Origin of the sequence: Allobosea sp. CS1GBMeth4 (assembly GCF_900185715.1) — a bacterium.
In the GTDB taxonomy this organism is placed as follows: domain Bacteria; phylum Pseudomonadota; class Alphaproteobacteria; order Rhizobiales; family Beijerinckiaceae; genus Allobosea.
The window spans coordinates 1-22,738 of the sequence record NZ_FYAS01000039.1 but is presented as its reverse complement, the minus strand read 5'-3'; the positions used below and the strand labels follow the sequence as shown (position 1 = coordinate 22,738).

General features: G+C 69.8%; 25 protein-coding genes. 21 read left to right on the top strand and 4 right to left on the bottom strand.

Annotated elements, in window-relative coordinates:
* Window positions 1–4 precede the first annotated feature (4 nt).
* From CS1GBM4_RS20465 to CS1GBM4_RS20400, 14 genes are all read left to right on the top strand, one after another.
* Entirely contained in the window at window positions 5–319 is a 315-nt protein-coding gene (locus CS1GBM4_RS20465; RefSeq protein ID WP_186420606.1) for a type II toxin-antitoxin system RelE/ParE family toxin, read from the top strand.
* Window positions 316–1,932, top strand: a complete 1,617-nt coding sequence (gene murJ, locus CS1GBM4_RS20460; protein WP_186420605.1) for a murein biosynthesis integral membrane protein MurJ — start codon at window positions 316–318, stop codon at window positions 1,930–1,932. The genes CS1GBM4_RS20465 and murJ overlap by 4 nt, the downstream gene beginning before the upstream one ends.
* Window positions 1,933–1,984: 52 nt before the next feature.
* On the top strand, window positions 1,985–3,046 hold the full coding sequence (trpS, locus tag CS1GBM4_RS20455; protein ID WP_186420604.1) for a tryptophan--tRNA ligase: 1,062 nt from the start codon (window positions 1,985–1,987) through the stop codon (window positions 3,044–3,046).
* Between the two features lie 199 nt (window positions 3,047–3,245).
* Entirely contained in the window at window positions 3,246–3,740 is a 495-nt protein-coding gene (locus CS1GBM4_RS20450) for a universal stress protein (RefSeq protein ID WP_186420603.1), read from the top strand.
* Window positions 3,741–3,885: 145 nt separating this feature from the next.
* On the top strand, window positions 3,886–4,452 hold the full coding sequence (locus CS1GBM4_RS20445; protein ID WP_186420602.1) for a NifU family protein: 567 nt from the start codon (window positions 3,886–3,888) through the stop codon (window positions 4,450–4,452).
* Window positions 4,453–4,621: 169 nt separating this feature from the next.
* Window positions 4,622–5,305, top strand: a complete 684-nt coding sequence (gene tsaB / locus CS1GBM4_RS20440; RefSeq protein ID WP_186420601.1) for a tRNA (adenosine(37)-N6)-threonylcarbamoyltransferase complex dimerization subunit type 1 TsaB — start codon at window positions 4,622–4,624, stop codon at window positions 5,303–5,305.
* Window positions 5,306–5,475: 170 nt separating this feature from the next.
* Entirely contained in the window at window positions 5,476–5,973 is a 498-nt protein-coding gene (locus tag CS1GBM4_RS20435) for a GNAT family N-acetyltransferase (RefSeq protein WP_186420600.1), read from the top strand.
* 92 nt (window positions 5,974–6,065) lie between these two features.
* The gene (locus CS1GBM4_RS20430; protein WP_186420599.1) at window positions 6,066–6,863 is read left to right on the top strand and encodes a lysophospholipid acyltransferase family protein; all 798 of its coding nucleotides are present in this window, start codon (window positions 6,066–6,068) and stop codon (window positions 6,861–6,863) included.
* Between the two features lie 125 nt (window positions 6,864–6,988).
* The gene (gene miaB, locus CS1GBM4_RS20425; RefSeq protein ID WP_186420598.1) at window positions 6,989–8,344 is read left to right on the top strand and encodes a tRNA (N6-isopentenyl adenosine(37)-C2)-methylthiotransferase MiaB; all 1,356 of its coding nucleotides are present in this window, start codon (window positions 6,989–6,991) and stop codon (window positions 8,342–8,344) included.
* Between the two features lie 133 nt (window positions 8,345–8,477).
* On the top strand, window positions 8,478–9,587 hold the full coding sequence (locus tag CS1GBM4_RS20420; protein ID WP_244607325.1) for a PhoH family protein: 1,110 nt from the start codon (window positions 8,478–8,480) through the stop codon (window positions 9,585–9,587).
* The gene (gene ybeY / locus CS1GBM4_RS20415) at window positions 9,584–10,183 is read left to right on the top strand and encodes an rRNA maturation RNase YbeY (RefSeq protein WP_186420596.1); all 600 of its coding nucleotides are present in this window, start codon (window positions 9,584–9,586) and stop codon (window positions 10,181–10,183) included. The genes CS1GBM4_RS20420 and ybeY overlap by 4 nt, the downstream gene beginning before the upstream one ends.
* Complete coding sequence (locus CS1GBM4_RS20410) at window positions 10,180–11,172, top strand: hemolysin family protein (protein WP_186420595.1); 993 nt, start codon at window positions 10,180–10,182, stop codon at window positions 11,170–11,172. Before ybeY ends, CS1GBM4_RS20410 begins: the two co-directional genes overlap by 4 nt.
* Window positions 11,169–12,767, top strand: a complete 1,599-nt coding sequence (lnt, locus tag CS1GBM4_RS20405; protein ID WP_186420594.1) for an apolipoprotein N-acyltransferase — start codon at window positions 11,169–11,171, stop codon at window positions 12,765–12,767. Before CS1GBM4_RS20410 ends, lnt begins: the two co-directional genes overlap by 4 nt.
* Before the next feature lie 106 nt (window positions 12,768–12,873).
* The gene (locus CS1GBM4_RS20400) at window positions 12,874–13,293 is read left to right on the top strand and encodes a helix-turn-helix transcriptional regulator (protein WP_186420593.1); all 420 of its coding nucleotides are present in this window, start codon (window positions 12,874–12,876) and stop codon (window positions 13,291–13,293) included.
* Window positions 13,294–13,634: 341 nt separating this feature from the next.
* Here CS1GBM4_RS20400 and CS1GBM4_RS20395 read toward each other — a convergent pair whose 3' ends face one another.
* From CS1GBM4_RS20395 to CS1GBM4_RS20385, 3 genes are all read right to left on the bottom strand, one after another.
* Entirely contained in the window at window positions 13,635–13,919 is a 285-nt protein-coding gene (locus CS1GBM4_RS20395; RefSeq protein ID WP_186420592.1) for a hypothetical protein, read from the bottom strand.
* Window positions 13,912–14,559 carry an acyl-homoserine-lactone synthase gene (locus CS1GBM4_RS20390; RefSeq protein WP_186420591.1) on the bottom strand — a complete coding sequence of 216 codons (648 nt, stop codon included), beginning with the start codon at window positions 14,557–14,559 and terminating at the stop codon, window positions 13,912–13,914. The genes CS1GBM4_RS20395 and CS1GBM4_RS20390 overlap by 8 nt, the downstream gene beginning before the upstream one ends.
* A gap of 90 nt (window positions 14,560–14,649) precedes the next feature.
* Complete coding sequence (locus CS1GBM4_RS20385) at window positions 14,650–15,381, bottom strand: LuxR family transcriptional regulator (protein WP_186420590.1); 732 nt, start codon at window positions 15,379–15,381, stop codon at window positions 14,650–14,652.
* A gap of 241 nt (window positions 15,382–15,622) precedes the next feature.
* On the opposite strand from CS1GBM4_RS20385, the gene CS1GBM4_RS20380 reads away from it, so the two are divergent.
* The 3 genes from CS1GBM4_RS20380 to CS1GBM4_RS20370 all read left to right on the top strand — a co-directional run bounded on the left by CS1GBM4_RS20380 (window position 15,623) and on the right by CS1GBM4_RS20370 (window position 18,183).
* Window positions 15,623–16,036 (top strand): helix-turn-helix transcriptional regulator, encoded by a 414-nt coding sequence (locus CS1GBM4_RS20380; RefSeq protein ID WP_186420589.1) that lies wholly within the window; start codon window positions 15,623–15,625, stop codon window positions 16,034–16,036.
* A gap of 161 nt (window positions 16,037–16,197) precedes the next feature.
* Window positions 16,198–17,409 carry a methionine adenosyltransferase gene (gene metK / locus CS1GBM4_RS20375; RefSeq protein WP_186420588.1) on the top strand — a complete coding sequence of 404 codons (1,212 nt, stop codon included), beginning with the start codon at window positions 16,198–16,200 and terminating at the stop codon, window positions 17,407–17,409.
* A gap of 81 nt (window positions 17,410–17,490) precedes the next feature.
* Window positions 17,491–18,183 carry a tRNA (guanine(46)-N(7))-methyltransferase TrmB gene (locus tag CS1GBM4_RS20370; protein WP_186420587.1) on the top strand — a complete coding sequence of 231 codons (693 nt, stop codon included), beginning with the start codon at window positions 17,491–17,493 and terminating at the stop codon, window positions 18,181–18,183.
* Here the strand turns inward: CS1GBM4_RS20370 and CS1GBM4_RS20365 are convergent.
* Window positions 18,131–19,246, bottom strand: coding sequence for a DUF2336 domain-containing protein (locus CS1GBM4_RS20365; protein WP_186420586.1), 1,116 nt, complete (start codon window positions 19,244–19,246; stop codon window positions 18,131–18,133). The two genes, CS1GBM4_RS20370 and CS1GBM4_RS20365, sit on opposite strands and share 53 nt — an antisense overlap.
* A gap of 240 nt (window positions 19,247–19,486) precedes the next feature.
* On the opposite strand from CS1GBM4_RS20365, the gene rimP reads away from it, so the two are divergent.
* From rimP to CS1GBM4_RS20345, 4 genes are all read left to right on the top strand, one after another.
* Complete coding sequence (gene rimP / locus CS1GBM4_RS20360; RefSeq protein WP_186420585.1) at window positions 19,487–20,185, top strand: ribosome maturation factor RimP; 699 nt, start codon at window positions 19,487–19,489, stop codon at window positions 20,183–20,185.
* A gap of 5 nt (window positions 20,186–20,190) precedes the next feature.
* Window positions 20,191–21,786, top strand: coding sequence for a transcription termination factor NusA (gene nusA, locus CS1GBM4_RS20355; protein ID WP_186420584.1), 1,596 nt, complete (start codon window positions 20,191–20,193; stop codon window positions 21,784–21,786).
* 16 nt (window positions 21,787–21,802) lie between these two features.
* Window positions 21,803–22,492 carry an RNA-binding protein gene (locus tag CS1GBM4_RS20350; protein WP_186420583.1) on the top strand — a complete coding sequence of 230 codons (690 nt, stop codon included), beginning with the start codon at window positions 21,803–21,805 and terminating at the stop codon, window positions 22,490–22,492.
* The coding region (locus CS1GBM4_RS20345) for a translation initiation factor IF-2 associated domain-containing protein (protein WP_186420582.1) at window positions 22,489–22,738 on the top strand (250 nt) is incomplete at its 3' end. The genes CS1GBM4_RS20350 and CS1GBM4_RS20345, both read left to right, overlap by 4 nt.

Here is a 22,738-nt window from a genome sequence, read left to right as displayed (position 1 = left end):
GCCCATGGCCGCGATTCGCATCCAGGAAGCGGCTTCGCACCGCCTCGACGAGATCTACCGCTACACCCGCGAGCGCTGGGGCGAAGAGCAGGCGCAGCGCTATGTCGATGGGCTGTTCGAGACCTTCGGCCATATCGAGACGCATGCCGCGATGTCGCGCCCGGTTCCGGCTGAGTTCGGCGTCGATGGCTTCATGGTGCGCCATGAGCGCCATGTCATCTATTGGCGCCGGCTCGCGAATGGCGACATCGGCATCGTCACGATCCTGCATCAGCGCATGCATCAGATCGAGCGCCTGCGTGAGGATCTCGGGCCGTGAGCGAAGAGCCGGCCGGGAACGGCAGATCGCCACAGCCACCCTCCCGCCTCGCCCGCGATTCGCTCGTCGTCGGCGCTGCGACGATCCTGTCGCGCCTGCTCGGCTTCGCCCGCGACGTGCTGATCGCGCGCCTGCTCGGCGCCGGGCCCGTCGCGGACGCCTTCCTGGCGGCGCTCCGACTGCCGAACCTCGTCCGGCGCGTGCTCGGCGAAGGCGGGCTGAACGCGCCCTTCGTGCCGCTCTATCTCGCGATCAGAGCCGAGCGCGGCGAGGCGGACGCGAGGCGCTTCGCCGGCGCGGCGGCGGGCCAGCTCGCGCTGCTGCTGACCGGATTCGTCGCGTTCGCCGAGATCTTCGCGCCCTGGGTCGTGCTCGGGCTGGCCGGCGGCTTCGCCGACGAGCCGCAGACGCTGGCGCTCGCCGCCTTCTACACGCGGCTGATGCTGCCCTTCGTGCTGCTGACCACGCTCGCCGCCCTGCTCGCGGCGCTGCTCAACGCCGAAGGGCGCTTCAGCGTTGCGGCGCTGGCGCCGGCGCTGATGAACGCGATCCTGCTCGCGGCCCTGCTGATCGGGCTGTTCCGCGGCGGCGACAGCCACGCCGGCGCGACCCTGCTCGCCGGCTGCCTCAGCCTGACCGGCCTCGCCCATCTGGCGCTGATCCTGTTCGACCTGCGCCGCATCGGCCTGCCGCAGCCCGACCTGCGCTGGTCGCCGGACATGACGCGGCTGGTCAGGACGGGCGGAGCGACCTTGCTCGCCGCCTCCGCGGCGCAGCTCGTCCTGCTGGTCGCGACGCAGATCGCCTCGACGGAACCCGGCTCGGTTTCGGCGCTGTATTATGCCGACCGCGTCTTCCAGCTGCCGCTCTCCTTCTTCGGCGTCGCCATGGGCACGGTCGTGCTCTCGGCCATGGCGGGCGATCTGTCGCCGGCCGGCCACGACGCCCTGCTGGGGCGGGCCCTGGCGCTCGGACTGGCCCTGGCGATCCCGGCCGCAGCCGCCCTCGCCGTGCTGGCCGAGCCCATCGTATCTGTCCTGTTCGAGAACGGGCGCTTCGGCGCGGCCGATCGCGAGCGCACCGCCGCGGCGCTCGCGGCTTTCGCGCTCGGCCTGCCCTTTGCGCTCGCCGCCAAGGTATTCGGGCAGGCCTATTTCGTGCGCCACCGGCCGCGCCCGCCGCTGATCGCCGGATTCGCGGCGGTGGCCGTCGCGGCGCTCGCCGGCTACGCCCTGCTGGGCTGGCGCGACGCCGCGATGGTCGGAGCTCTGGCGGCCAGCTTCGCCTTCCTCGCCCAGGCCGGGCTGCTCGGCCTCCAGCTGTGGCGCGCCGGGCTATGGCGTCCGCGCTGGATCGACGCGAGGACGATCCTCGCCATCCTGCTCGCCGCCGCGCTGATGATCCTGGTCCTGAGCAGCGCGATCGGGCTGCTGGGCCCGATCCTCGCTCCCGGGCAGCCGGCGCTGCGGCGTGCCGGTGCGCTGGCGCTGCTGTGCTGTGCGGGCGGCCTGACCTACGCCGTGGCCGGCTTCCTCACCGGCGCCTTCGACATGGTGCTGCCGCCGCGGCTCTTGCGCCTTCGCGGCGCATCCGTCAGAACGCCGCGTTCCTGAGTGGCCGGCCGCCGGCTCTCGGGATGTTCTCGCCCTGACGACGGAGCGCCCCATGGCCGCTTTCACTCCCCGCGTCTTCTCCGGCATGCAGCCGACCTCGACGCTCCATCTCGGCAATTATCTCGGCGCGCTGGTGAACTGGGTCGCGATGCAGAAGACCCATGACTGCATCTATTGCGTCGTCGACATGCACGCGATCACGCCGGCGATCGAGGTCTGGGGCGGGCCGGCCGAACTGACCCGCGCCACCCGCGAGGTCGCCGCCGCCTATATCGCGGCCGGAGTCGATCCGAAGACGAGCATCATCTTCAACCAGAGCCAGGTCGCCGGCCACGCCGAGCTGACCTGGGTGTTCAACACGGTCGCGCGGCTCGGCTGGCTCAACCGCATGACCCAGTTCAAGGAGAAGGCCGGCAAGGATCGCGAGAACGCCTCGGTCGGCCTCTACGACTATCCGGTGCTGATGGCGGCCGACATCCTGCTCTACAAGGCGACGCATGTCCCGGTCGGCGAGGACCAGAAGCAGCATCTGGAGCTCACCCGCGATATCGCCCAGAAGTTCAACAACGACTTCGCCGAGCGCATCGCCGAGCTCAACCTCGGTACCGGCGATCTCGGCTACTTCCCGCTGCCCGAACCGATGATCCAGGGGCCGGCGGCGCGGGTGATGAGCCTGCGGGACGGCACCAAGAAAATGTCGAAATCGGATCCGTCCGACTATTCGCGCATCAACCTGACCGACGATGCCGACACCATCGCCCAGAAGATTCGCAAGGCGAAGACCGACCCCGAGGCGCTGCCCTCCGAGGAGAAGGGGCTGGAGGGCCGGCCGGAGGCCGAGAATCTGGTCGGGATCTATGCCGGCCTCGCCGGGAAGACCAAGGCGCAGGTGCTCGCCCAGTTCGGCGGCAGCCAGTTCTCCGGCTTCAAGGCGGCCCTGATCGAGCTCGCGGTCGGCTCGCTCGCGCCGATCGCCGGGGAGATGCGGCGCCTGCTCGCCGATCCCGGCCATATCGACGGCATCCTCAGCGACGGCGCCGACCGTGCCGCCGCGATCGCCGAGCCGATCATGCTCGGTGTGAAGGACATCACCGGTTTCGTGCGCCGGCGCTGATCCGGCAGGCGCCGCGGGAGGCTTGCGCTGACCTTGCGGCGCCTGTCACGATGAGTGCTCCTGAGATCGGCGCGGGCACGGCCCTGCAAAAGCGGCACCCGCTTTTGCGAGAAAGACCTGCCCTCGCCGGACAGCAGGCGCGAAGCCCGAGCGTTCGGCCCGTCCCGGCCGAACGGAAAGCGCGCAGAGGCGGCGGCACATGGTGAAGAGACGGCGGTCCTACGAGACGGGCCATCGCCCGAAATTCCTGGCTGTCGTCGACGACAGCCCCGAATGCGCCAAGGCCGTGCGCTTCGCGGCGAGGCGTTGCGCCCGCATCGGCGCGTCGATCGTGCTGCTCGGCGTGGTGACGCCGCCGGCGGACGAGACCTGGCTCGGCGTCGGCGACATGGTGCAGGCCGACGCGGAAGCGGAGGCGCAGGAGCTGATCGACGCGGCCGCCGCCGCCGTGCGCTCGCTCGCCGGGCTGGAGCCGGAAAAGGTCGTGCGCACCGGCGTCAAGGCCGACGAGATGGTGAAGCTGATCGAGGCCGACGAGGATATTTCCCTCCTGGTGCTCGCGGCCGGCACTGGCCGGGACGGGCCGGGCCCGCTGGTCAGCGCGCTCGCCGGCAAGGGCGCCGGCACCTTCCCGATCCCGGTCGCGATCGTGCCCGGCCATCTCGCCGACGAGGAGATCGACGCGCTGGCCTGAGCGGCCGCGCCGCGGGCCGCTCCCGACAGCGAGCCGGCCGTCACTTCCAGAGCATGGTTCGGCAACGGCTGGAATCGTTCCAGCGTCCGGCCTATATCGGGGGCAGGAACGGCGGCCTTGACCCGCCGGCGCCGGAGACAGAGCCATGTTCATCCAGACCGAAGCCACGCCCAACCCCGCCACATTGAAGTTCCTGCCCGGCCGCAGCGTGTCGCCGCAAGGCCCGGTCGAGCTGCGCGACCCGGCCCAGGCCGAGCGTTCGCCGCTCGCCGCTCGCCTGTTCGGCGTCAGGGGCGTCTCCGCCGTGTTCTTCGGCTCGGATTTCATCACCGTGACGAAGGCGGAGGGCGAATGGCCGCATCTGAAGCCCGCCATCCTCGGCGCGATCATGGAACACTACATGTCCGGGGCGCCGCTGATGGCGGATGGCGGCCCGGCGGCGGCGCTCGGCGAGAGCGAGGACGAATTCTTCGCCCAGGAGGACGCCGCGACCGTCGACACCATCAAGGAGCTGCTGGAGACACGCATCCGTCCGGCGGTCGCCGGCGATGGCGGCGACATCACCTTCCGCGGCTACAGGGACGGCACCGTCTACCTCGTCATGAAGGGCTCCTGCTCGGGCTGCCCCTCCTCGACCGCGACGCTGAAGCACGGCATCCAGAACCTGCTGCGCCATTTCCTGCCGCAGGTCCGCGAGGTCGAGGCGGTCTGATTCGGCGCCCGATCTGTCCTTTCAACATTCTCCGCGGGTCGTCCCGGCCGGAGCGCAGCGTAGAGCCGGGATCCATGCCTGAGCCATCATCGGTGATGCCCCGGCACGGGTTCCGGGTCTCCCCGCCGCCGTCCGCGACGGCCGGCACCGCGTTGCGGTCGGTCGGCTGATGCGTGTCCTGGCGATAGACACCGCGCTCGGCGCCTGCTCCGTCTGCGTGCTCGACACCGGCGCTCCCGCCCCGCTCGCGCTCGAGCAGACCGCGATGGACCGTGGGCATGCCGAGGCGCTGATGCCGATGATCGAGCGCGTGATGGGCAAGACGGAGGGAGGCTTCGCCGCGCTCGACCGCGTCGCCGTGACGATCGGGCCCGGCAGCTATACCGGCCTGCGCGTCGGCATCAGCGCGGCGCGCGCCATCGCGTTCGCCGCCGGCATCCCCGCCGTCGGCGTCTCCACCCTGGCCGCCAGCGCCGCACCCTTCATCGGCCGCGAGGGCGGGCGCGTCGTCGCCGCCGCGGTCGACGCCAGGCACGGCCAGGTCTGGTTCCAGGCCTTGAACGCGCAGGGCAAGCAGCTCGTCTCGGTGCGCCAGGTCAACCATCGTGACGCCGCCCGCGCCATCGGCGCCGGCCCGGTCTCGCTGGTCGGCTCGGCCGCGCTCGCCGTCGCCAACGAGGCCTGGGCGATCGGCCTCGACGCGCTCGTCGTCGACGACGCCAAGGCGCCGGACGTGGCCTGGGTTGCCCGGCTCGGCCTGATCGCCGACCCCGAGAGCGCGCCGCCACGCCCGCTCTATCTCAAGCCGCCGGAGACGACGCCGCAGGACCGGGCCCGGCTGCCGCGGCGCTAGTTCTCACGACAGATGCGAATCCATCTCGCCATTCCGGCCGGAGCGAAGCGGAACGCCGTAATTCATCAGAGAGCTCCGGGGCCCTCCGATGGATGCCTGACCTGCGCGGCTTCGCCGCCTCTCCGGAATGACGGCGAGCATGGATTCCATATGTTCAGGTATCGTCGGCGATGAGCTGGCTGCGTTCCCTGCTCGAGCGGAAGAGCGGCCCTGCCCGCACCGGTCCCCTCGACGTCCGCCATGCCAGGCAGGTCGCGGCCCTGCACCACCAGGGCGGCTTCGCACGGCTCTGGGAGCCGGGCGAATGCGCCGCACTGCTCGCCGACCGCGCCGTCGTGACCGAAGGCGTGTTCATCGGCGCCGACCGGGAGCCCTGCGGCTTCGTGATGTCGCGGCTCGCGGCCGACGAGGCGGAGGTCCTCAGCATCGTCGTCGCCGGCGGACGGCGCCGCTCCGGACTCGGGCAGACGCTGCTCCGCGCCCACATCGCGCAGCTGGCGGCGCGCGGCACGGCGCGGCTCTTCCTCGAGGTCGAGGAGGGCAACGCCCCGGCGATCGCCCTCTATCGCCGCCTCGGCTTCGAGACCGTCGGACGCCGCGAGGGCTACTATCCGAAACCGGATGGCGGCCGCGCCGCGGCGCTGGTGATGCGGCGCGATCTCGGTTGAGGCATTTCGAGCAGCATGGACGCCGGGAACGGCGGCGATTATAGGCGGTGCCGCAACCGCGGAGCGCCTGCGCAGAGAATGAACCGCCCAGCATGAAAGGCCTCCGTCCAGGCGCCGTGGCGCGGCTCGCGCTGATCGTCTTCGGCACGCTCGTCCTGATCCCGCCGCAGCTCGTCGCGATGCGCCTCGGGCGCCCCTATTATTTCACCCGGCTGTTCCAGAAGCTGGTCTGCCGCAGCTTCGGCGTGCGAATCGTCATGCACGGCCGGCCGCCCGCGCCGGGAGAGAGCGGGCTGATCGTCGCCAACCACATCTCCTGGCTCGACATTCCCGTGATCGGCACGACCGGTCCGCTCTCCTTCGTCGCCAAGGCCGAGGTCGCGAGCTGGCCGGTGATCGGCTGGCTCTCCAAGCTGCAGCGCACCGTCTTCATCGACCGGATGCGCCGTGGCGCCACCGCCGGCGTCGCCAGCGAGATGGGCCGGCGCCTGCAGGACGGGCAGGCCGTCGTGCTCTTCGCGGAGGGCACGACCGGCGACGGCACGCGCATCCTGCCCCTGCGCTCCTCCCTGCTCGGGGCCGCCCATGAGGCGTTGCGCGGCGACGACGAGGCCGAGGTCACGGTCTATCCGCTCTGCATCACCTATATCGGCTTCCACGGCCTGCGCGGCGGACGCGTCGAGCGCTCCGCGCTCTCCTGGTATGGCGACACCGAACTCGCGCCGCATTTGCAGGCGATGATCAATTCCGGCGCCATCGACGTCGAGCTCGCCTGGGGCGAGCCGATCCGGATGGGCCGCAAGCTGTCGCGCAAGGAAGCGACGCGCCTCGCCGAAATCGCGATCCGGCGGGCACGGCAGGAGGCCGTCACGGGGCGGTCACGCGGCTGAGCCAGTTTCGCGACGGCTTCGGACAGGCGCGGCCGGATATTGCGTGGTGACGGGCGGCGGCGATATGATTCCCATCTTGGCGACGATCGGGATAAGGAGACGCGGTTGAGGCCGGATCAGCGTTGATGAAGAAAGTCCACATCAAGTCCTATGGCTGCCAGATGAACGTCTATGACGGCCAGCGCATGGCCGACGTCCTGGGTCAGGAGGGCTATGTCGAGACCGCGACGCCCGATGACGCCGACCTCGTCCTGCTCAACACCTGCCATATCCGCGAGCGGGCCGCCCACAAGGTCTATACCGAACTCGGCAAGCTGCGCGACCTGAAGCGCGAGCGGAAGGCGCAGGGGCGCGAGACCACGCTCGTCGTCGCCGGCTGCGTCGCCCAAGCCGAGGGCTCCGAGATCCAGCGGCGCCAGCCCGCCGTCGACCTCGTCGTCGGCCCGCAGACCTATCACCGCCTGCCGGAGCTGCTCGCGCAGGCGAAGCATGGCCGCGTCGTCGACACCGAGCTGCCGCCCGAGGACAAGTTCGGCCATCTGCCGGCGCCCAAGCCGGCCGCGATCCTGGCGCGCGGCGTCTCGGCCTTCGTGACCGTGCAGGAGGGCTGCGACAAGTTCTGCGCCTTCTGCGTCGTGCCCTATACCCGCGGCGCCGAGTTCTCGCGCCCGGTCGCGCAGGTGATCGCCGAGGTGGAGCAGCTGGCGCGAGCCGGGGTGCAGGACGTCTCGCTGCTCGGCCAGAACGTCAACGCCTATCACGGCGAGGGGCCGGATGGCCGAATCTGGACGCTGGCGCGGCTGATGCAGCGCATCGCCGACGTGCCGGGGATCGCCCGCATCCGCTACACGACCAGCCATCCCAACGACATGGACGAGGCGCTGATCGCCGCCCATCGCGACCTGCCGCAAGTGATGCCGTTCCTGCATCTGCCGGTTCAGGCCGGCTCGGACCGGATCCTCGCGGCGATGAACCGCAAGCACACCGCCGATGCCTATCGCCGGCTGATCGACAGGATTCGGCAGGCGCGGCCGGACATCGCCCTGTCCTCCGACTTCATCGTCGGCTTCCCCGGCGAGAGCGAGGCCGATTTCGAGGAGACGCTGCGGCTGATCGCCGATGTGCGCTTCGCCTCGGCCTATTCGTTCAAATATTCGCCGCGCCCCGGCACGCCCGCGGCGGAGCTCGCCGGGCAGATCCCGCTCGCCGCGATGGACGAGCGCCTGCAGCGGCTGCAGGCGCTGGTCGAGGAACACCGGCAGGCGTTCAACCATGCCATGGTCGGGCGCACGGTCGAGATCCTGCTCGAGCGCAGCGGCCGGCATCCCGGCCAACTCGCCGGCAAGACGCCCTATATGCAGGCGGTCCAGATCGAGAGCGCGACGCACCGGATCGGCGAGCGCGTGCTGGCCCTGATCGAGCGCGCTGGATCGAATTCGCTGTTCGGCCGGGCGGTGGATCGGCCGGACCTGGCCGCCTGAGGGTTTGGGTGCGTAGCGTGCGATGGCGTCGGCGTTGCGGTGGTGGTTTCTGACTGCGCCTGTCCGACTCATTCCGAATGGAGCAATGGCATTGGCCCAGGCCGATCAATTCAATCCGAGAGCCGAGCGCGGCCTGCGTCGCGACGAGGCGCTGAGCCGCGAAGCCCTGCCCGGCGCGGAGGTCGAGCTCACCTTCGACAACAACCAGACCGCCAGCCTGGTCTTCGGCCATTACGACCAGAACCTCGCGCATCTGGAGCGGCGCCTCGGCGTCGTCGTCAGCCCGAACGGCAATCACGTCACCATCAAGGGCCCGCGCGAGACGGCCGAACAGGCGAGCCGCGTGCTGCGCACGCTCTATGCCCGGGCCAAGACCGGCGCCGCCGTCAATCTCGGCGAGGTCGACGGCGCGATCGAGGAGAGCAACGCGCAGCGCTCGCTGTTTCCCTCGGACAATGCCGGCAAGGCCGCGTTCGACGCGGTGGTGACGCGCAAGCGCGGTCCGGTCCGGGCACGCAATGCGGCTCAGGATGCCTATCTGCGCCAGCTCAAGCGTCATGAGCTGGTCCTGGCCGAAGGTCCTGCCGGCACCGGCAAGACCTGGCTCGCGGTCGGCCACGCCGTCTCACTGATCGAGCAGGGCGTGGTCGAACGCATGGTGCTGTCGCGGCCGGCCGTCGAGGCCGGCGAGCGCCTCGGCTTCCTGCCGGGCGACATGCGCGAGAAGGTCGACCCCTATCTGCGGCCGATCTACGACGCGCTGGGCGACTTCATGGAGGCGCGCCATGTCGAGCGCGGCCTGCAGACCGGCATGATCGAAATCGCGCCGCTCGCCTTCATGCGCGGCCGCACGCTGAGCAACGCCGTGGTCCTGCTCGACGAGGCGCAGAACGCCACCTCGGTGCAGATGAAGATGTTCCTGACCCGTCTCGGCGAGGGGTCGCGGATGATCATCACCGGCGACCCCTCGCAGATCGACCTGCCGCCAGGCCAGCGTTCCGGCCTGGTCGAGGCGGTCCACCTGCTGTCGGGCGTCGAGGGCGTCGGCCATGCCCGCTTCCAGGAGAGCGACGTGGTGCGCCACGAGCTCGTGCGCCGGATCGTCATGGCCTATGAGGACGCCGCCCGGAAGGAGCGCGAGGACCGCGAGGCGCGGCTTGCCGCGCTGCCGGCGCCGGATACTCCCATCGAGGGCGACGCCGACGGGCTGAAGCGCATGCTGTCGCGGGAGCGGCCGCGATGAACGACCGACCTCGATCGCGGCGCGCGGCGCCGCGAACCGGGACATCCGAGCCCGCCTCCGGCGGGCCTGCGCTCGAAATCCGCATCCAGTCGCGGCGCTGGCGCGAGGTCGAGGATCTGCGCCCGAGGATCGCGGCCGCGATCGAGGCCGCGCTGGCGCTGGCGCCGGTCGGAACGCTGCCGGGAGCCGAGCTCAGCCTGCTCCTGACCGACGACAAGCGCATCCGCGGCGTCAACCGCGACTGGCGCGGCTTCGACAAGGCGACCAATGTCCTCTCCTTCCCCGCCGCGCCGCCCGAGCGGATCGCGACGAGCCCGGTCGTCGGCGACATCGTGCTCGCCTTCGAGACGATCGCCCGCGAGGCGCAGGCCGAGGAGAAATCCTTCGGCGACCATCTCAGCCATCTCGTGATCCACGGGTTGCTGCACCTGCTCGGCGAGGACCACGAGACCGAGGAACAGGCCGAGCGCATGGAGGCGCTCGAGACCGCCGCGCTCGCCCGGCTCGGCATCGGCGATCCCTATGCCGGGTCCGAGCCCGAACCCGTCCAGCCTCGCCCCGCGACCCGGAACCCGAAACCGCAGCCTGCGTCATGAGCGACGACACCCGATCTTCCTCACCAGCGGACACGAGCGGCCGCGGCCTGTCGCACTGGCTCGGCCAGTTCCTCGATCGGCTCGGCCTGCGCCATGGCGGCTCGATCCGCGAGGACATCACCGAGGCGCTGGCGCAGAACAGCGGAGCGGTCACCGATCTGTCGCCGCAGGAGCGGGCGATGCTGTCGAACGTGCTGAGCCTGCGCGAGCGCCGCGTCGCGGACGTCATGGTGCCGCGCGCCGACATCATCGCGGTCTCCTCCGACGCCACGCTGGGCGACCTGCTGGCGCTGTTCCGCACCGCCGGGCATTCGCGCCTGCCGGTCTATGGCGAGACGCTCGACGATCCGCGCGGGATGATCCACATCCGCGACTTCCTCGACTTCATCGCCGCCCGGGCCAAGCCCGGCCGACGCGGGCGCGGCGAGCCCGCCGGCAATGGCGGGCCGAGCCTGGGCGCGATCGATCTCTCGATGACCCTCGCCCAGGCGAAGATCCTGCGGCCGGTGCTCTACGTTCCGCCCTCGATGCCGGCGGTCGACCTGCTGGTCCGGATGCAGGCGACGCGCACCCATATCGCCCTGGTGATCGACGAGTATGGCGGCACGGACGGGCTGATCTCGATCGAGGACCTGGTCGAGATCGTGGTCGGCGACATCGAGGACGAGCACGACCTCGACGAGGCGCCCTCGATCGCGCCCGCGGGCGAGAACCGCTTCATCGCCGACGCCCGCGCCACGCTCGAGGAGCTGAAGCAGGTGACGGGAATCGACCTGTCGAGCGCCGAGGTCGCCGAGGAGGTGGACACGCTCGGCGGCCTGATCGTGACCCTCGCCGGCCGCGTGCCGGTGCGCGGCGAGCTGATCAAGGGCCCCGAGGCGCTCGAATTCGAGGTGCTCGACGCCGATCCGCGCCGGGTCAAGCGCCTGCGCATCCATCGCCGCGTCCCGGTCGCGGCGGAGCCGCCAGCCACGCCGGACGCCGCATGAGCGGATTCTCCCGGCTGGCCGACCGCGTCATCCTGTCCTGGGGCTGGCCGCGCAGGCTGATCGCGCTCGGCTGCGGCGCCGTCGGTGCGCTGGCGCTGGCCCCGCTCGATCTCTGGCCGCTGCTGGCCGTGCCGATGACCGCCGCCGTCTGGCTGATCGACGGCTCGGTGGCGGAGAGCCGGAGCGGGGGCCTCTGGTCCGCCGCGACGGCAGGCTGGTGGTGGGGCTTCGGCTACCATCTCGCCGGGCTGTGGTGGCTCGGCGCCGCCTTCCTGGTCGAGGCCGACAAGTTCGCCTGGGCGATGCCGCTCGGCGTCGTCGCGCTGCCGGCCTTCCTCGCCATCTTCCCGGCCGCCGGCTTCGCCCTGGCGCGGATGCTCTGGCCGACCGGTGCCGGGCGCATCCTGATCCTCGCCGCCGCGCTGGCGCTGAGCGAATGGCTGCGCGGCCATGTCCTCACCGGGTTTCCCTGGAACGTCTACGGCATGATGCTGGCCGGGCCGGCCTGGCTCGCCCAGAGCGCCAGCCTGATCGGCCTCTATGGGCTGACGGCGCTCGCCGTCGCGATCGGCGCGGCGCCGGCGGCGCTGGGAACCGGCGAGGCCGGCGCGGCGCGCTGGCGGGCTCCGGCGCTCGCGACCCTCGCGCTGGCGTCGATGGCCGGCTTCGGCGCCTGGCGGATACCGCCGGAGCCGGTCGCCGCGGTCAGCGGCATCAGGCTGCGGCTGATGCAGCCCAATTTGCCGCAGGACGCCAAGTTCAGCCCGCGCAACAGCGAGATGATCCTGTCGCACTACCTCGCGCTGAGCGACCGGGCGACCAGCCCGGCGACCAGCGGCGTCCAGGACGCGACCCATCTGATCTGGCCGGAATCGGCCTTTCCCTTCCTGCTCGGCCGTACGCCGCAGGCGCTGGCGCGGATCGCGGCCCTGCTGCCGCCGAGCACGACGCTGATCACCGGCGCGGCACGGGCCGGGGAGATGCTGCCGGGCGAGAGCCGGCCGCCGATCTACAACTCGATCCAGGTCGTGAACGACGAGGGCGTGATCACCGGCAGCTACGACAAGGTGCATCTCGTGCCGTTCGGCGAGTACCTGCCGCCCTTTCTCGACCGGCTGATCCGGGCCCTCGGCCTGTCGGAGTTCGTCTCGGTTCCCGGCGGCTTCGCCTCGGGAAACCGGCGTACGCCGCTGCTCGTCCGCGGCCTGCCGCCGGCGGCGGCCCTGATCTGCTACGAGGTGATCTTTCCCGGCGCGGCGATGCCGGGCGGCCCGCGGCCGGGCTTCATCCTCAACCTCACCAATGACGGCTGGTTCGGCCAGACCAGCGGCCCCTATCAGCACCTCGCCCAGGCGCGCCTGCGCGCCATCGAGGAGGGGCTGCCGCTGGTGCGCGTCGCCAACACCGGCATCTCGGCCGTCGCCGATCATTACGGGCGAATCCGCGCGGCGCTTCCGCTCGGCGAGGCCGGCGTTCTCGACACCACGCTGCCGCGGGCCGGCGCGGCCCCGCCCTATGCCCGGTTCGGCGATCTTTTCTTTGCAGGTGTAGTTGCCAGTCTAATGCTCGCTGGAGTAATAATGCGGCGACGGTGATCCCATTTGGAACTTTCTTGGGAGGCCGCCAACTGGTCGGCCGTACCGGGCCTTCAGCGGGCCGCCGACAGGTCTGAACGAAGAGAACCAAAGGGGCCGGCGAAACATGCTGAAGAAAGTACCCAACCCGATCGACCGCCATGTCGGCAGCCGCGTGCGGATGCGGCGCATGCTGGCGGGTGTCAGCCAGGAGAAGCTCGGGGAGGCGCTGGGCCTGACCTTCCAGCAGGTGCAGAAATACGAGAAGGGCACCAACCGGATCAGCGCCAGCCGGCTGCAGCAGATCGCCAAGATGCTCGGCGTGCCCGTGGCCTTCTTCTTCGACGGCGCGCCGACCGACGACTCCGTCGAGGGCGGCTTCGCGGATTCGGCGAGCACGACCTATGTCGCCGACTTCCTCGCCACCAGCGAAGGCGTCCAGCTGACCAAGGCGTTCGTGCGCATCAAGAGCCCGCGCGTGCGCCGGCGCCTGGTCGACCTAGTCGAGTCGCTCGCCGACACGCCGAACGAGACCATCGAGCAATAGCACCCGCGCAACGGCCGGATCTGGTCCGATCAGGCCGAGACGGCCTGATCGGGCAAGCGGGTCCGGCGGGGCCGTGCGACGTTGCAGGATTCGAAGCGGCCACAAGCGGCGCGGTCCCGAGCCCGTTCCGATCAACTTGCACCGCGAGTTGATCGGAAAAGCGGTCCCCAACTCGAAGTGAGAGACGGATTTGCCGATCCGATTGATTCAATCTGATCGGACCCGGCGCTAGAGCATGCTGCGAAAAAGTGGCAACGGCTTTTCGCATCGATCATGCTCTAAACTATTAGAATCGATCACGTTTTCTGCATCTGGACGATTCCGTCCAAATGCAGCGTGATCTAATGCAGCGCCGGCGCAGCCTCCTGCGTCAGGACGAGGGTGTTCCGGTTGATCCGCTGCAATTGCGGGCTGGGATTCATCAGCAGGAAATCCCGGAGCTTCGCCTGGTCCGGCTCGGTCATCGACAGGATCTGGACCGCGAGCCAGAGTTCGTCCGGCAGATCCATCCGATAGGCGACATCCACCAGCTCCTGATGCACGGGGTGGCTGCGCAGCAGGGTGGTGAGCAGACCGAGCGCATATTCGATCTTGGCGCGGCTGCCGGCATCATGCTGACTAGCCATGCGGGATCCTCCGCTCACCCGGCGCCCGCCGCCCGGCCTGGCGGCGCGGCCGGATGACCGGCGCCTCGATCTGCTTGAAGGCGAGCGTGCGGCGATAGGCCTCCTCGCTCACCGAGATGATCGTGCCGACGCAATTCATGCCGTCGATCAGCGCCGGCAGGCCGAGCGGCCGGACCTCCCAGCCGAGCTCCAGGAAGCGCGGCATCCACCAGGTCTCCATCACCACCGTGATCGCCGCGATGTCGTGGGCGAGGCAGTATTCGAACATGCCGGCGAGGACGGTGTGCAGCACCTTGCTGCCGCTGCCGCGCCGCTCCGGCACGACGAAGATGCGCGTCCATTCGACGATGTCGCTGCCGCGCTGCAGCCCGCGCACATCGGCGAGGAACGGAAAGACCTCGGCCATCAGATGCGGCTGCAGGGTCGGGACCAGCCGCGTGCCGCCGACGACCCGCCCGTTCTCGAGCGCCAGCAGATAGACCGCGTGCTCGTTGTCGAACTCGTCGACCTCGCGGCCATCCGGCCGGGCGAGAGCCATCCATTTGCGCTCGCCCACATAGATCTCGTGCCGTATCCGGAAATGCTGCTCGAGCTCGGCACCATAGAGATGCCGGTTGCCGGCATCGACAACGTGGATCATCGCCCGCCTCCCCTGTCCAAGGGGCGCAGGCTGTCCCTTTTCGGAGCGCCCGGATATTCCGGAATTCCGGGAGGGCCGCGGTATTTCGACTCAGAGGCTGATCTCGCCCCGGCGGTAGGCCTCGATGACGGTACGCGTGCGGCCGCGCACGCCGAGCTTGCGGGCGGCGTTCTCGAAATGCGCCTCCGCCGTCCCCGGCGAGACTCCGAGGCGCTCGGCCACGCCTTCGGTGGTCTTGCCGACCGCGAGCCAGGTCAGGACCTCGCGCTCGCGCACGGTCAGGACATGCTCGAGCCGGATCGGCCGCAGGCAGTCCGCCGCCTTGCCATGGGCGTAGATCGACATCAGATGGATCGCCGAGCGGGTCTGGCGCGAGAGATCGGGCCGGTCGCCGGCCATGGTGACCACGGCCTGAAAGCCGCATTCGCCATGGATCGGCACGCAGAAGCCTTCGATCATGCTGAAGTCGCGGGCCCGATGCATCACCTCCTGCTGGCGCGCCGACGCCGCTTCGTCGCGATAGACCTCGGCCCAGGCGAACGGGTCGACCGTGGTCTTGCAGTGGGCGGCGATCGGGTCCCAGTCCGAGAAGGATTTCTCCAGATAGAGCTCGAACCAGCCGGGCGGCCAGCCATTGAGGAGCACGAGCGGATCGATCCGGTCGCCCATCTCGGGCAGGCCGGTGATCAGGAAAGCATGGAAGCCGTAGCTCGCCAGCTTGTCGCGCAGCGCGGCGACGACCGCGTTCGGATCGCTGAGCGCGCTCAGCCGATCGATGAAGTCGAGTGCGTCGCGTCCCGCGTTGAACTGCCGTCCCGACATGCCGCGCCTTCCCCAGAGACTGCCGTGCTCCCTTCATCGCGCGCCGATCGGAACGGGCTACGCCGAAGGTGCCAGAAACGGATGACCGATCGACCTGGTCCAACGCCATCGGATCCGGTTCCCATGATGCAAGTTTCGACGCAAAATCGCCAGGAATCAACGCACATCCGAGCGTGTGGTCCCGGCTCGCCCGGGGACGCCGCGTCGGAGGCGCGGTCGAGCGAGGCGAAGGGAACCCGCCATGCAGAAGAAGCTCCCCAACCCGATCGACCGCCATGTCGGCAGCCGCGTGCGGATGCGGCGCATGCTGGCGGGTGTCAGCCAGGAAAAGCTGGGGGAGGGGCTCGGCCTGACCTTCCAGCAGGTGCAGAAATACGAGAAGGGCACCAACCGGATCAGCGCCAGCCGGCTGCAGCAGATCGCCAAGATGCTCGGCGTCCCCGTGGCCTTCTTCTTCGAAGGCGCCCCGGCCGACGAGGCGACCGCCGGCGGCTTCGGCGAGGGCGGGAGCACCGCCTATGTCGCCGACTTCCTCGCCACCAGCGAAGGCATCCAGCTCTCGAAGGCGTTCGTGCGCATCAAGAGCCCGCGCGTGCGCCGGCGCGTGATCGAACTCGTCGAAGCTTTGGCGGACGAATCCGGAGAAAAGCCGTGATTCTGGATCTTTTCGTTCGACTTAACGAACAAAGCATCTGCCAAAAGAATTTCCCGCCTTGACGACGAACCGTTCCGCTGCAAAAGACGCTGCGCTTTTCACCATCCGGGCGCAGGTCCTCGCCGGCGCCGCTTCGCAGCTGCGAGAAGGATTCTCCAACCGTGTCGCGCCAGAACTATTTCTTCACCAGCGAGTCCGTCTCGGAAGGCCACCCGGACAAGGTTTGCGACCGCATCTCGGACGAGATCGTGGATCTGTTCTTCAAGGAGGCGATCAAGGCCGGCCAGGATCCGGCCAAGGTCCGCGTCGCGGCCGAGACGCTCGCCACCACGAACCGCATCGTCATCGCCGGCGAGGTCCGCACCCATCTCGACGAGAAGCAGATCAAGTCGAAGGTGAAGTCGGCGGCGCGCAAGGCCGTGCGCAACATCGGCTACGAGCAGGACGGCTTCCACTGGAAGAAGGCGAAGATCGACGTGCTGCTGCACCCGCAGTCGGCGGACATCGCGATGGGCGTCGACGAGAGCAGCAACAAGGATGTCGGCGCCGGCGACCAGGGCATCATGTTCGGCTATGCCTGCCGCGAGACGCCGGAGCTGATGCCCGCCCCGATCTACTACGCCCACAAGATCCTCGAGAACCTGACCAAGTACCGCAAGGCCGGCGAGAAGGGCTGCGAGAAGCTCGGCCCCGACGCGAAAAGCCAGGTCACCATCCGCTATGAGAACGGCAAGCCTGCGGCCGTCACGCAGATCGTGCTGTCGACCCAGCATCTCGACGAGACGCTGAGCTCGAAGGACGTCCAGAAGATCGTCGAGCCGGTGATCCGGGAGACGCTGAACGGCCTCGAGATCGCCAAGGACTGCAAGTGGTGGATCAACCCCACCGGCAAGTTCGTGATCGGCGGCCCCGACGGCGACGCCGGCCTGACCGGCCGCAAGATCATCGTCGACACCTATGGCGGCGCGGCCCCGCATGGCGGCGGCGCCTTCTCGGGCAAGGATCCGACCAAGGTCGACCGTTCGGCCGCCTATGCGGCGCGCTACCTCGCCAAGAACGTGGTCGCCGCCAAGCTCGCCGATCGCTGCACGATCCAGCTCTCCTACGCGATCGGCGTCGCCAAGCCGCTGTCGATCTATGTCGACCTGCACGGCACCGCCAAGAACGGCGTCGACGAGGCCAAGGTCGAGAAGGCCCTGTCCGAGGTCATGGATCTGTCGCCGCGCGGCATCCGGACGCATCTGGCGCTGAACAAGCCGATCTACGCCAAGTCGGCGGCCTACGGCCATTTCGGCCGCAAGGCCGGCCGCGACGGCAGCTTCTCCTGGGAGAAGACCGACCTGGTCGACGCGCTGAAGAAGGCCGTCGCCTGATCCACGCCGTCCGCGCGAAGCTGGAGGCCGGGGCGACGCCCCGGCCTTTTGCTTTCCAGCCGCTCGCCGTAAAGGCATCGCATGACTGAGCAGCACGACAAGGACCGGGCCTTCTTCGGCCGCCGCAAGGGCAAGGGACTGCGCCAGGGCCAGGCCGGGCGCATCGCCGAGGCGCTGCCGGCGCTCCGGCTGCCCGAGGGGCCGATCCAGGATCTGAAGGCGCTGTTTCCCGTCCCGGTCGAGGCGATCAGGCTCGAGATCGGCTTCGGCGGCGGCGAGCATCTGCTGGCGCGCATGCGCGAGAGCCCGCGGATCGGCTTCATCGGCATCGAACCGTTCGTCAACGGCATGGCGAAGTTCCTCGCGGCGATCGAGGGGGAAGGCCTGCGCAACATCCGGCTATGGGACGGCGATGCCGCGCTCCTCCTGCCGCAGCTGCCGGAGGGGAGCATCGACGCGGTCGACCTGCTCTATCCGGACCCATGGCCGAAGCGCCGCCAGCGCAAGCGCCGCTTCGTCTCGGAACGGACGCTCGCGCTGCTTGGGCGGGTGCTGCGGCCGGGCGGGCGCTTCCGCTTCGCCAGCGACATCGACGATTATGTCGGCTGGACGCTGGCGCGCCTCCTCGCCTCGCCGGATTTCGACTGGGTCGACGAAACGGCCGACGACTGGCGCAGGCCCTATCCGGGCTGGGTGCGCACGCGCTACGAGGCCAAGGCGGTCAAGGCCGGGCGGGTGCCGAGCTATCTGACTGCGCGCCGTCGCGCATCCTGAGGAAGCCGAGCACGCGCTGCGCCGTCGTCGGCGTGAGGTTGCGGAAGCTCTGCCGCGCCCGCTCCAGCACGGCGGCCGACTTGCCGTCGCCCTTGCGCAGGCCGATCAGCGCCCTCGCCGTCTCCCAGGACCAGCCCATCCCGCGCGCGACCAGCAGGACGGCGTCGCGGTCGGGACCGAAGACGATCTGCTCCGTCGCCGGCAAGGTCAGGCGCGCCAGCGTGGCGGCTCCGCAGATGGCGTGCTCCACCGCGCCCGAGATCGCATATTGCGCGATCACCGCCTCGTCGAGGCGCCCGGCATCGTCGAGCACCTTGACGTCGGCCAGCGCGGCGCCGAAGCGGCCGAGCTCGTCGCCGATCGTCTCCCGCGCGGAGACGGCCTCGGCACCGCGCTCGACCGCACCCGCGACCGCGCCTGCCAGGCCCGGCTCGAGCGAAGCTTCGAGCCGACGGCGGGCCGAGGTCTTGGCCGCGGCGAGCAGCTGCTCGGCGAGGTCGGCCGGGATGTCGGCGCGCGCGCCGAGGGTCGCCTGCAGGGCATCGTCCTGCGAGGCGCGCATGACGAGGACTCCCATGCCGTGGCGCGAGAAGCGGGCCGTGTGATTGGCGGCGACGGCATGGGTGACGACGCGGCCGCCGCGCAGGATCAGGAAATCGGTGACCGGTTCGCCGAGGCCGGCACGCTCGGTGATGGCGAGCATGTGATCGCGCCCCTTCGCCGCCGCGATGGCGACGAGATCGTGGTCGCTGAGACGGGGCGAGGCGACGAGGACCGGCCGGGCGACCGCGATCTCGTCGAGGGCGAGCTGGCGCACCACCCCGCTCGGCGCGTTGGGAACGGGCGCCAGCCGCTCCGCCAGCTCGATGCGGGCCCGCATCTCGATCGCGCGGGCGAGGCGGCCGATGACCACGTCGAAGACGCCGACCTGCTCCTCGGCCATGGATTCGGCCGTGCTGAGGAACAGATCGGTCAGCCGCGCCAGGATGACGGCACGTTCGTCGCTCGAGCCGCGCGCCATCGTCGTCTCGAGATCGCGCAGCAACGCACCGACAGGACTCATCACGCAACCCCGCACATACTCCTGCGCCATCCTAAGGACGAAGAATGACCAGCCGGTTAGCGGGATCGCGGCAATCGCCACGGCGCTTGCAAGATTGCCGAAACAGGACTAGATAGCGGCCAACAGCTCTGGTTTCGGTGTAAGCCGGCGATCGAGAGCGGGCCCGCCGGCCCGCTCTTTTTTGTTGGCCGAACCGTCCATGAGCCCTTGCAGCCGGCGGGAGACGGGCGAGCCATCCAGATGGGCGAGCAGAGCAGCCAGGACCAGGAAGACCGGATCGTCGTCGAGAGCGGCGTCGCGGCGCGCGTCGCGGCGGTGGTCGAGCCGGCGATCATGGATCTCGGCTACAGGCTGGTGCGCGTGCGCGTCACCGGGCAGAACGGCTGCACGGTCCAGATCATGGCGGAGCGTCCCGACGGCACCATGACCGTCGAGGGCTGCGAGGCGGTGAGCCAGGCGGTATCGCCGGCGCTCGACGTCGACGATCCGATCCAGGCGGCGTATCATCTGGAAGTGTCGTCTCCCGGCATCGACCGGCCGCTGGTGAGGCCCGGCGATTTCGAGCGCTGGGCCGGGCATCTGGCCAAGATCGAGACCAGCGAGCCCTTCGCCGGGCGCAAGCGTTTCCGCGGCATCCTGCGCGGCGCCAGCGGAACGGACGCCTTGCTGACCCGCGACGACGCCAAGGCGGACGAGGATCGCGACGTCGCGATCCCGATGCGGCTGATCGCCGAGGCGCGGCTGGTCCTGACCGACGCGCTGATCACCGAATCGCTCAGGCGCGGCAAGTCCGGCCTGCCGCCCGAGATGCCGCCCGCCGACGAGATCGCCCAGCCCGTGCCCGGGCGCGGCAAGTCGCTCGGCCCCCGCGATCCCAAAGCCCGCAAGCCGGGCAAGGGCCGCAAGGGTCCGGTGCAGAACATACAGGAAGAGGAGTGAGCGCCATGGCCGTCAGCGCCAACCGGCTCGAGCTGTTGCAGATCGCAGACGCAGTCGCCCGCGAGAAGTCGATCGACCGGCAGATCGTGATCGACGCCATGCAGGACGCGATCGCCAAGGCGGCGCGGTCGCGCTACGGCGCCGAGACCGACGTTCACGCCGAGATCAACCCGAAATCGGGCGAGCTCCGGCTGGCGCGCCATCTCCAGGTCGTCGACCAGGTCGAGAACGGTGCCGTCGAGATCACGGTCGACGAGGCCAAGCGCCACAATCCGGCCGCCCAGGTCGGCGACGTGATCGCCGATCCGCTGCCGCCCTTCGACTTCGGCCGCATCGCCGCCCAGTCGGCAAAGCAGGTCATCGTGCAGAAGGTGCGCGAGGCCGAGCGCGACCGCCAGTACGACGAGTACAAGGATCGCATCGGCGAGATCGTCAACGGCGCGGTCAAGCGCGTCGAATACGGCAATGTCTTCGTCGATCTCGGCCGCGGCGAGGCGATCATCCGCCGCGACGAGATGATCCCGCGAGAGACCTTCAAGGTCGGCGACCGGGCCCGCGCCTATGTCTACGACGTGCGCCGCGAGCCGCGCGGCCCGCAGATCTTCCTGTCGCGCACCCATCCGCAGTTCATGGCCAAGCTGTTCGGTCAGGAAGTGCCCGAGATCTACGACGGCATCGTCGAGGTCAAGGCGGTCGCCCGAGATCCCGGCTCGCGCGCCAAGATCGCCGTGATCAGCCGCGATTCCTCGATCGACCCGGTCGGCGCCTGCGTCGGCATGCGCGGCTCGCGCGTGCAGGCCGTGGTCGGCGAGCTGCAGGGCGAGAAGATCGACATCATCCCGTGGTCGCCGGACGTCGCGACCTTCGTCGTCAATGCGCTGCAGCCGGCGGAAGTCGCGAAGGTGGTGCTCGACGAGGAGGCGGACAAGATCGAGGTCGTGGTGCCGGACGAGCAGCTCTCGCTCGCCATCGGCCGCCGCGGCCAGAACGTCCGTCTCGCCTCGCAGCTGACCGGCTGGGATATCGACATCCTGACCGAGCAGGAGGAATCGGAGCGCCGCCAGAAGGAGTTCGTGCAGCGCACCGAGCTGTTCATGAACGCGCTCAACGTCGACGAGACGGTCGGCCAGCTGCTGGCCTCGGAAGGTTTCCGCTCGGTCGAGGAAGTCGCCTATGTCGAGCCCAGCGAGCTGTCCTCGATCGAGGGCTTCGACGAGGAGACCGCCGCCGAGATCCAGAACCGCGCCCAGGACCACCTCGCCGCGGTCGAGGCCGAGCTCGACGAGAAGCGCCGGGCGCTCGGCGTCGAGGACGAGCTGCGCGAGGTCGAGGGCGTCACCACCGCGATGATGGTCGCGCTCGGCGAGAACGACGTGAAGAGCGTCGAGGACCTCGCCGGCTGCGCCACCGACGATCTGGTCGGCTGGACCGAGCGCAAGGATGGCGAGACCACCCGCCACGCCGGCTATCTCGACGGCTTCGACCTGTCGCGGCAGGAGGCCGAGGCGATCGTGATGGCGGCCCGCGTAAAGGCCGGCTGGATCGAGGCGCCGGAGCCGGAGGCCGAAGCCGAGGCCGAGGCCGAGGAGTCGCAGGCCTGAGCCGGAGCGTCGCGAGATGAGCCGGCGCGCGCCCGGCACGGGTCCGGAGCGGACCTGCGTGGTGACGCGGCAGGCGCTGGCGCCGGATGACCTGATCCGCTTCGTGGTCGGCCCCGGCGACGTGCTGGTGCCGGACATCAGGCGCAAGCTGCCGGGACGCGGCGTCTGGGTCTCGCTCAGCGCTGCCGCGGTCGGCCTGGCGGTGAAGCGGCGCGCTTTCGAGCGCTCGCTGAAGACGAAGGCCGTGGTGTCGCCCGATCTCGTCGCCGAGGTCGACGCCCTGCTGGTGCGGGACGCGATCCAGGCGCTGGCGATGGCGAACAAGGCCGGGCTGGTCTCCACCGGCTTCGCCAAGGTCGAGGCCCTGGCCGAGGCCGGGCGCGCCGCGGCGCTGATCGCGGCCAGCGACGGCGCCGAGGACGGCAAACGCAAGATCGGCCAGGCGCTGCGGCGGGCGCCGGTGCCGAAAGACATCCCGGTCGTGGCGATTTTCGCCGCGGCCGAACTGGAACTGGCGCTCGGGCGTGAGCATGTGATACATGCAGCGCTTGCTCCGGGTCCGGCGACTGAGGGTTTCCTCGCGCGCTGGCGTCGGCTCGTCCGCTTTCGGATGAACGATGCTGGCGGGACGGCGTTTATCGACCCGGCCGAATCCGACGCAGACGAGCAGACGAAGACCGAACCGGCAGGACCGAAAGCGGAATGAGTGATACCAAAACCCCCGGCGACAAGACCTTGAGCGTGACGCCTCCCAAGACGTTGTCGCTGAAGCGCCCTGTCGAACAGAGCACGGTTCGGCAGAGCTTCTCGCATGGGCGTTCGAAGCAGGTCGTCGTCGAGGTCAAGCGGCGCGTCGGTCACGAGCCGCCGGCGCCGCCCGTCGCGCGTGCCCCCCAGCCGCCGCAGGCGGCACCGGCACCGCAGGCCCCGCGGCCGCAAGCGCCCCAGCCCG

Bases quoted from the DNA above. Each gene is read 5' to 3' on its own strand.
- CS1GBM4_RS20465 (WP_186420606.1), top strand. From the start codon at position 5: ATGGCCGCGATTCGCATCCAGGAAGCGGCTTCGCACCGCCTCGACGAG.
- trpS (WP_186420604.1), top strand. From the start codon at position 1,985: ATGGCCGCTTTCACTCCCCGCGTCTTCTCCGGCATGCAGCCGACCTCG.
- CS1GBM4_RS20450 (WP_186420603.1), top strand. From the start codon at position 3,246: ATGGTGAAGAGACGGCGGTCCTACGAGACGGGCCATCGCCCGAAATTC.
- CS1GBM4_RS20445 (WP_186420602.1), top strand. From the start codon at position 3,886: ATGTTCATCCAGACCGAAGCCACGCCCAACCCCGCCACATTGAAGTTC.
- tsaB (WP_186420601.1), top strand. From the start codon at position 4,622: ATGCGTGTCCTGGCGATAGACACCGCGCTCGGCGCCTGCTCCGTCTGC.
- CS1GBM4_RS20435 (WP_186420600.1), top strand. From the start codon at position 5,476: ATGAGCTGGCTGCGTTCCCTGCTCGAGCGGAAGAGCGGCCCTGCCCGC.
- CS1GBM4_RS20430 (WP_186420599.1), top strand. From the start codon at position 6,066: ATGAAAGGCCTCCGTCCAGGCGCCGTGGCGCGGCTCGCGCTGATCGTC.
- miaB (WP_186420598.1), top strand. From the start codon at position 6,989: ATGAAGAAAGTCCACATCAAGTCCTATGGCTGCCAGATGAACGTCTAT.
- ybeY (WP_186420596.1), top strand. From the start codon at position 9,584: ATGAACGACCGACCTCGATCGCGGCGCGCGGCGCCGCGAACCGGGACA.
- CS1GBM4_RS20410 (WP_186420595.1), top strand. From the start codon at position 10,180: ATGAGCGACGACACCCGATCTTCCTCACCAGCGGACACGAGCGGCCGC.
- lnt (WP_186420594.1), top strand. From the start codon at position 11,169: ATGAGCGGATTCTCCCGGCTGGCCGACCGCGTCATCCTGTCCTGGGGC.
- CS1GBM4_RS20400 (WP_186420593.1), top strand. From the start codon at position 12,874: ATGCTGAAGAAAGTACCCAACCCGATCGACCGCCATGTCGGCAGCCGC.
- CS1GBM4_RS20395 (WP_186420592.1), bottom strand. From the start codon at position 13,919: ATGGCTAGTCAGCATGATGCCGGCAGCCGCGCCAAGATCGAATATGCG.
- CS1GBM4_RS20390 (WP_186420591.1), bottom strand. From the start codon at position 14,559: ATGATCCACGTTGTCGATGCCGGCAACCGGCATCTCTATGGTGCCGAG.
- CS1GBM4_RS20385 (WP_186420590.1), bottom strand. From the start codon at position 15,381: ATGTCGGGACGGCAGTTCAACGCGGGACGCGACGCACTCGACTTCATC.
- CS1GBM4_RS20380 (WP_186420589.1), top strand. From the start codon at position 15,623: ATGCAGAAGAAGCTCCCCAACCCGATCGACCGCCATGTCGGCAGCCGC.
- CS1GBM4_RS20370 (WP_186420587.1), top strand. From the start codon at position 17,491: ATGACTGAGCAGCACGACAAGGACCGGGCCTTCTTCGGCCGCCGCAAG.
- CS1GBM4_RS20365 (WP_186420586.1), bottom strand. From the start codon at position 19,246: ATGAGTCCTGTCGGTGCGTTGCTGCGCGATCTCGAGACGACGATGGCG.
- rimP (WP_186420585.1), top strand. From the start codon at position 19,487: ATGGGCGAGCAGAGCAGCCAGGACCAGGAAGACCGGATCGTCGTCGAG.
- nusA (WP_186420584.1), top strand. From the start codon at position 20,191: ATGGCCGTCAGCGCCAACCGGCTCGAGCTGTTGCAGATCGCAGACGCA.
- CS1GBM4_RS20350 (WP_186420583.1), top strand. From the start codon at position 21,803: ATGAGCCGGCGCGCGCCCGGCACGGGTCCGGAGCGGACCTGCGTGGTG.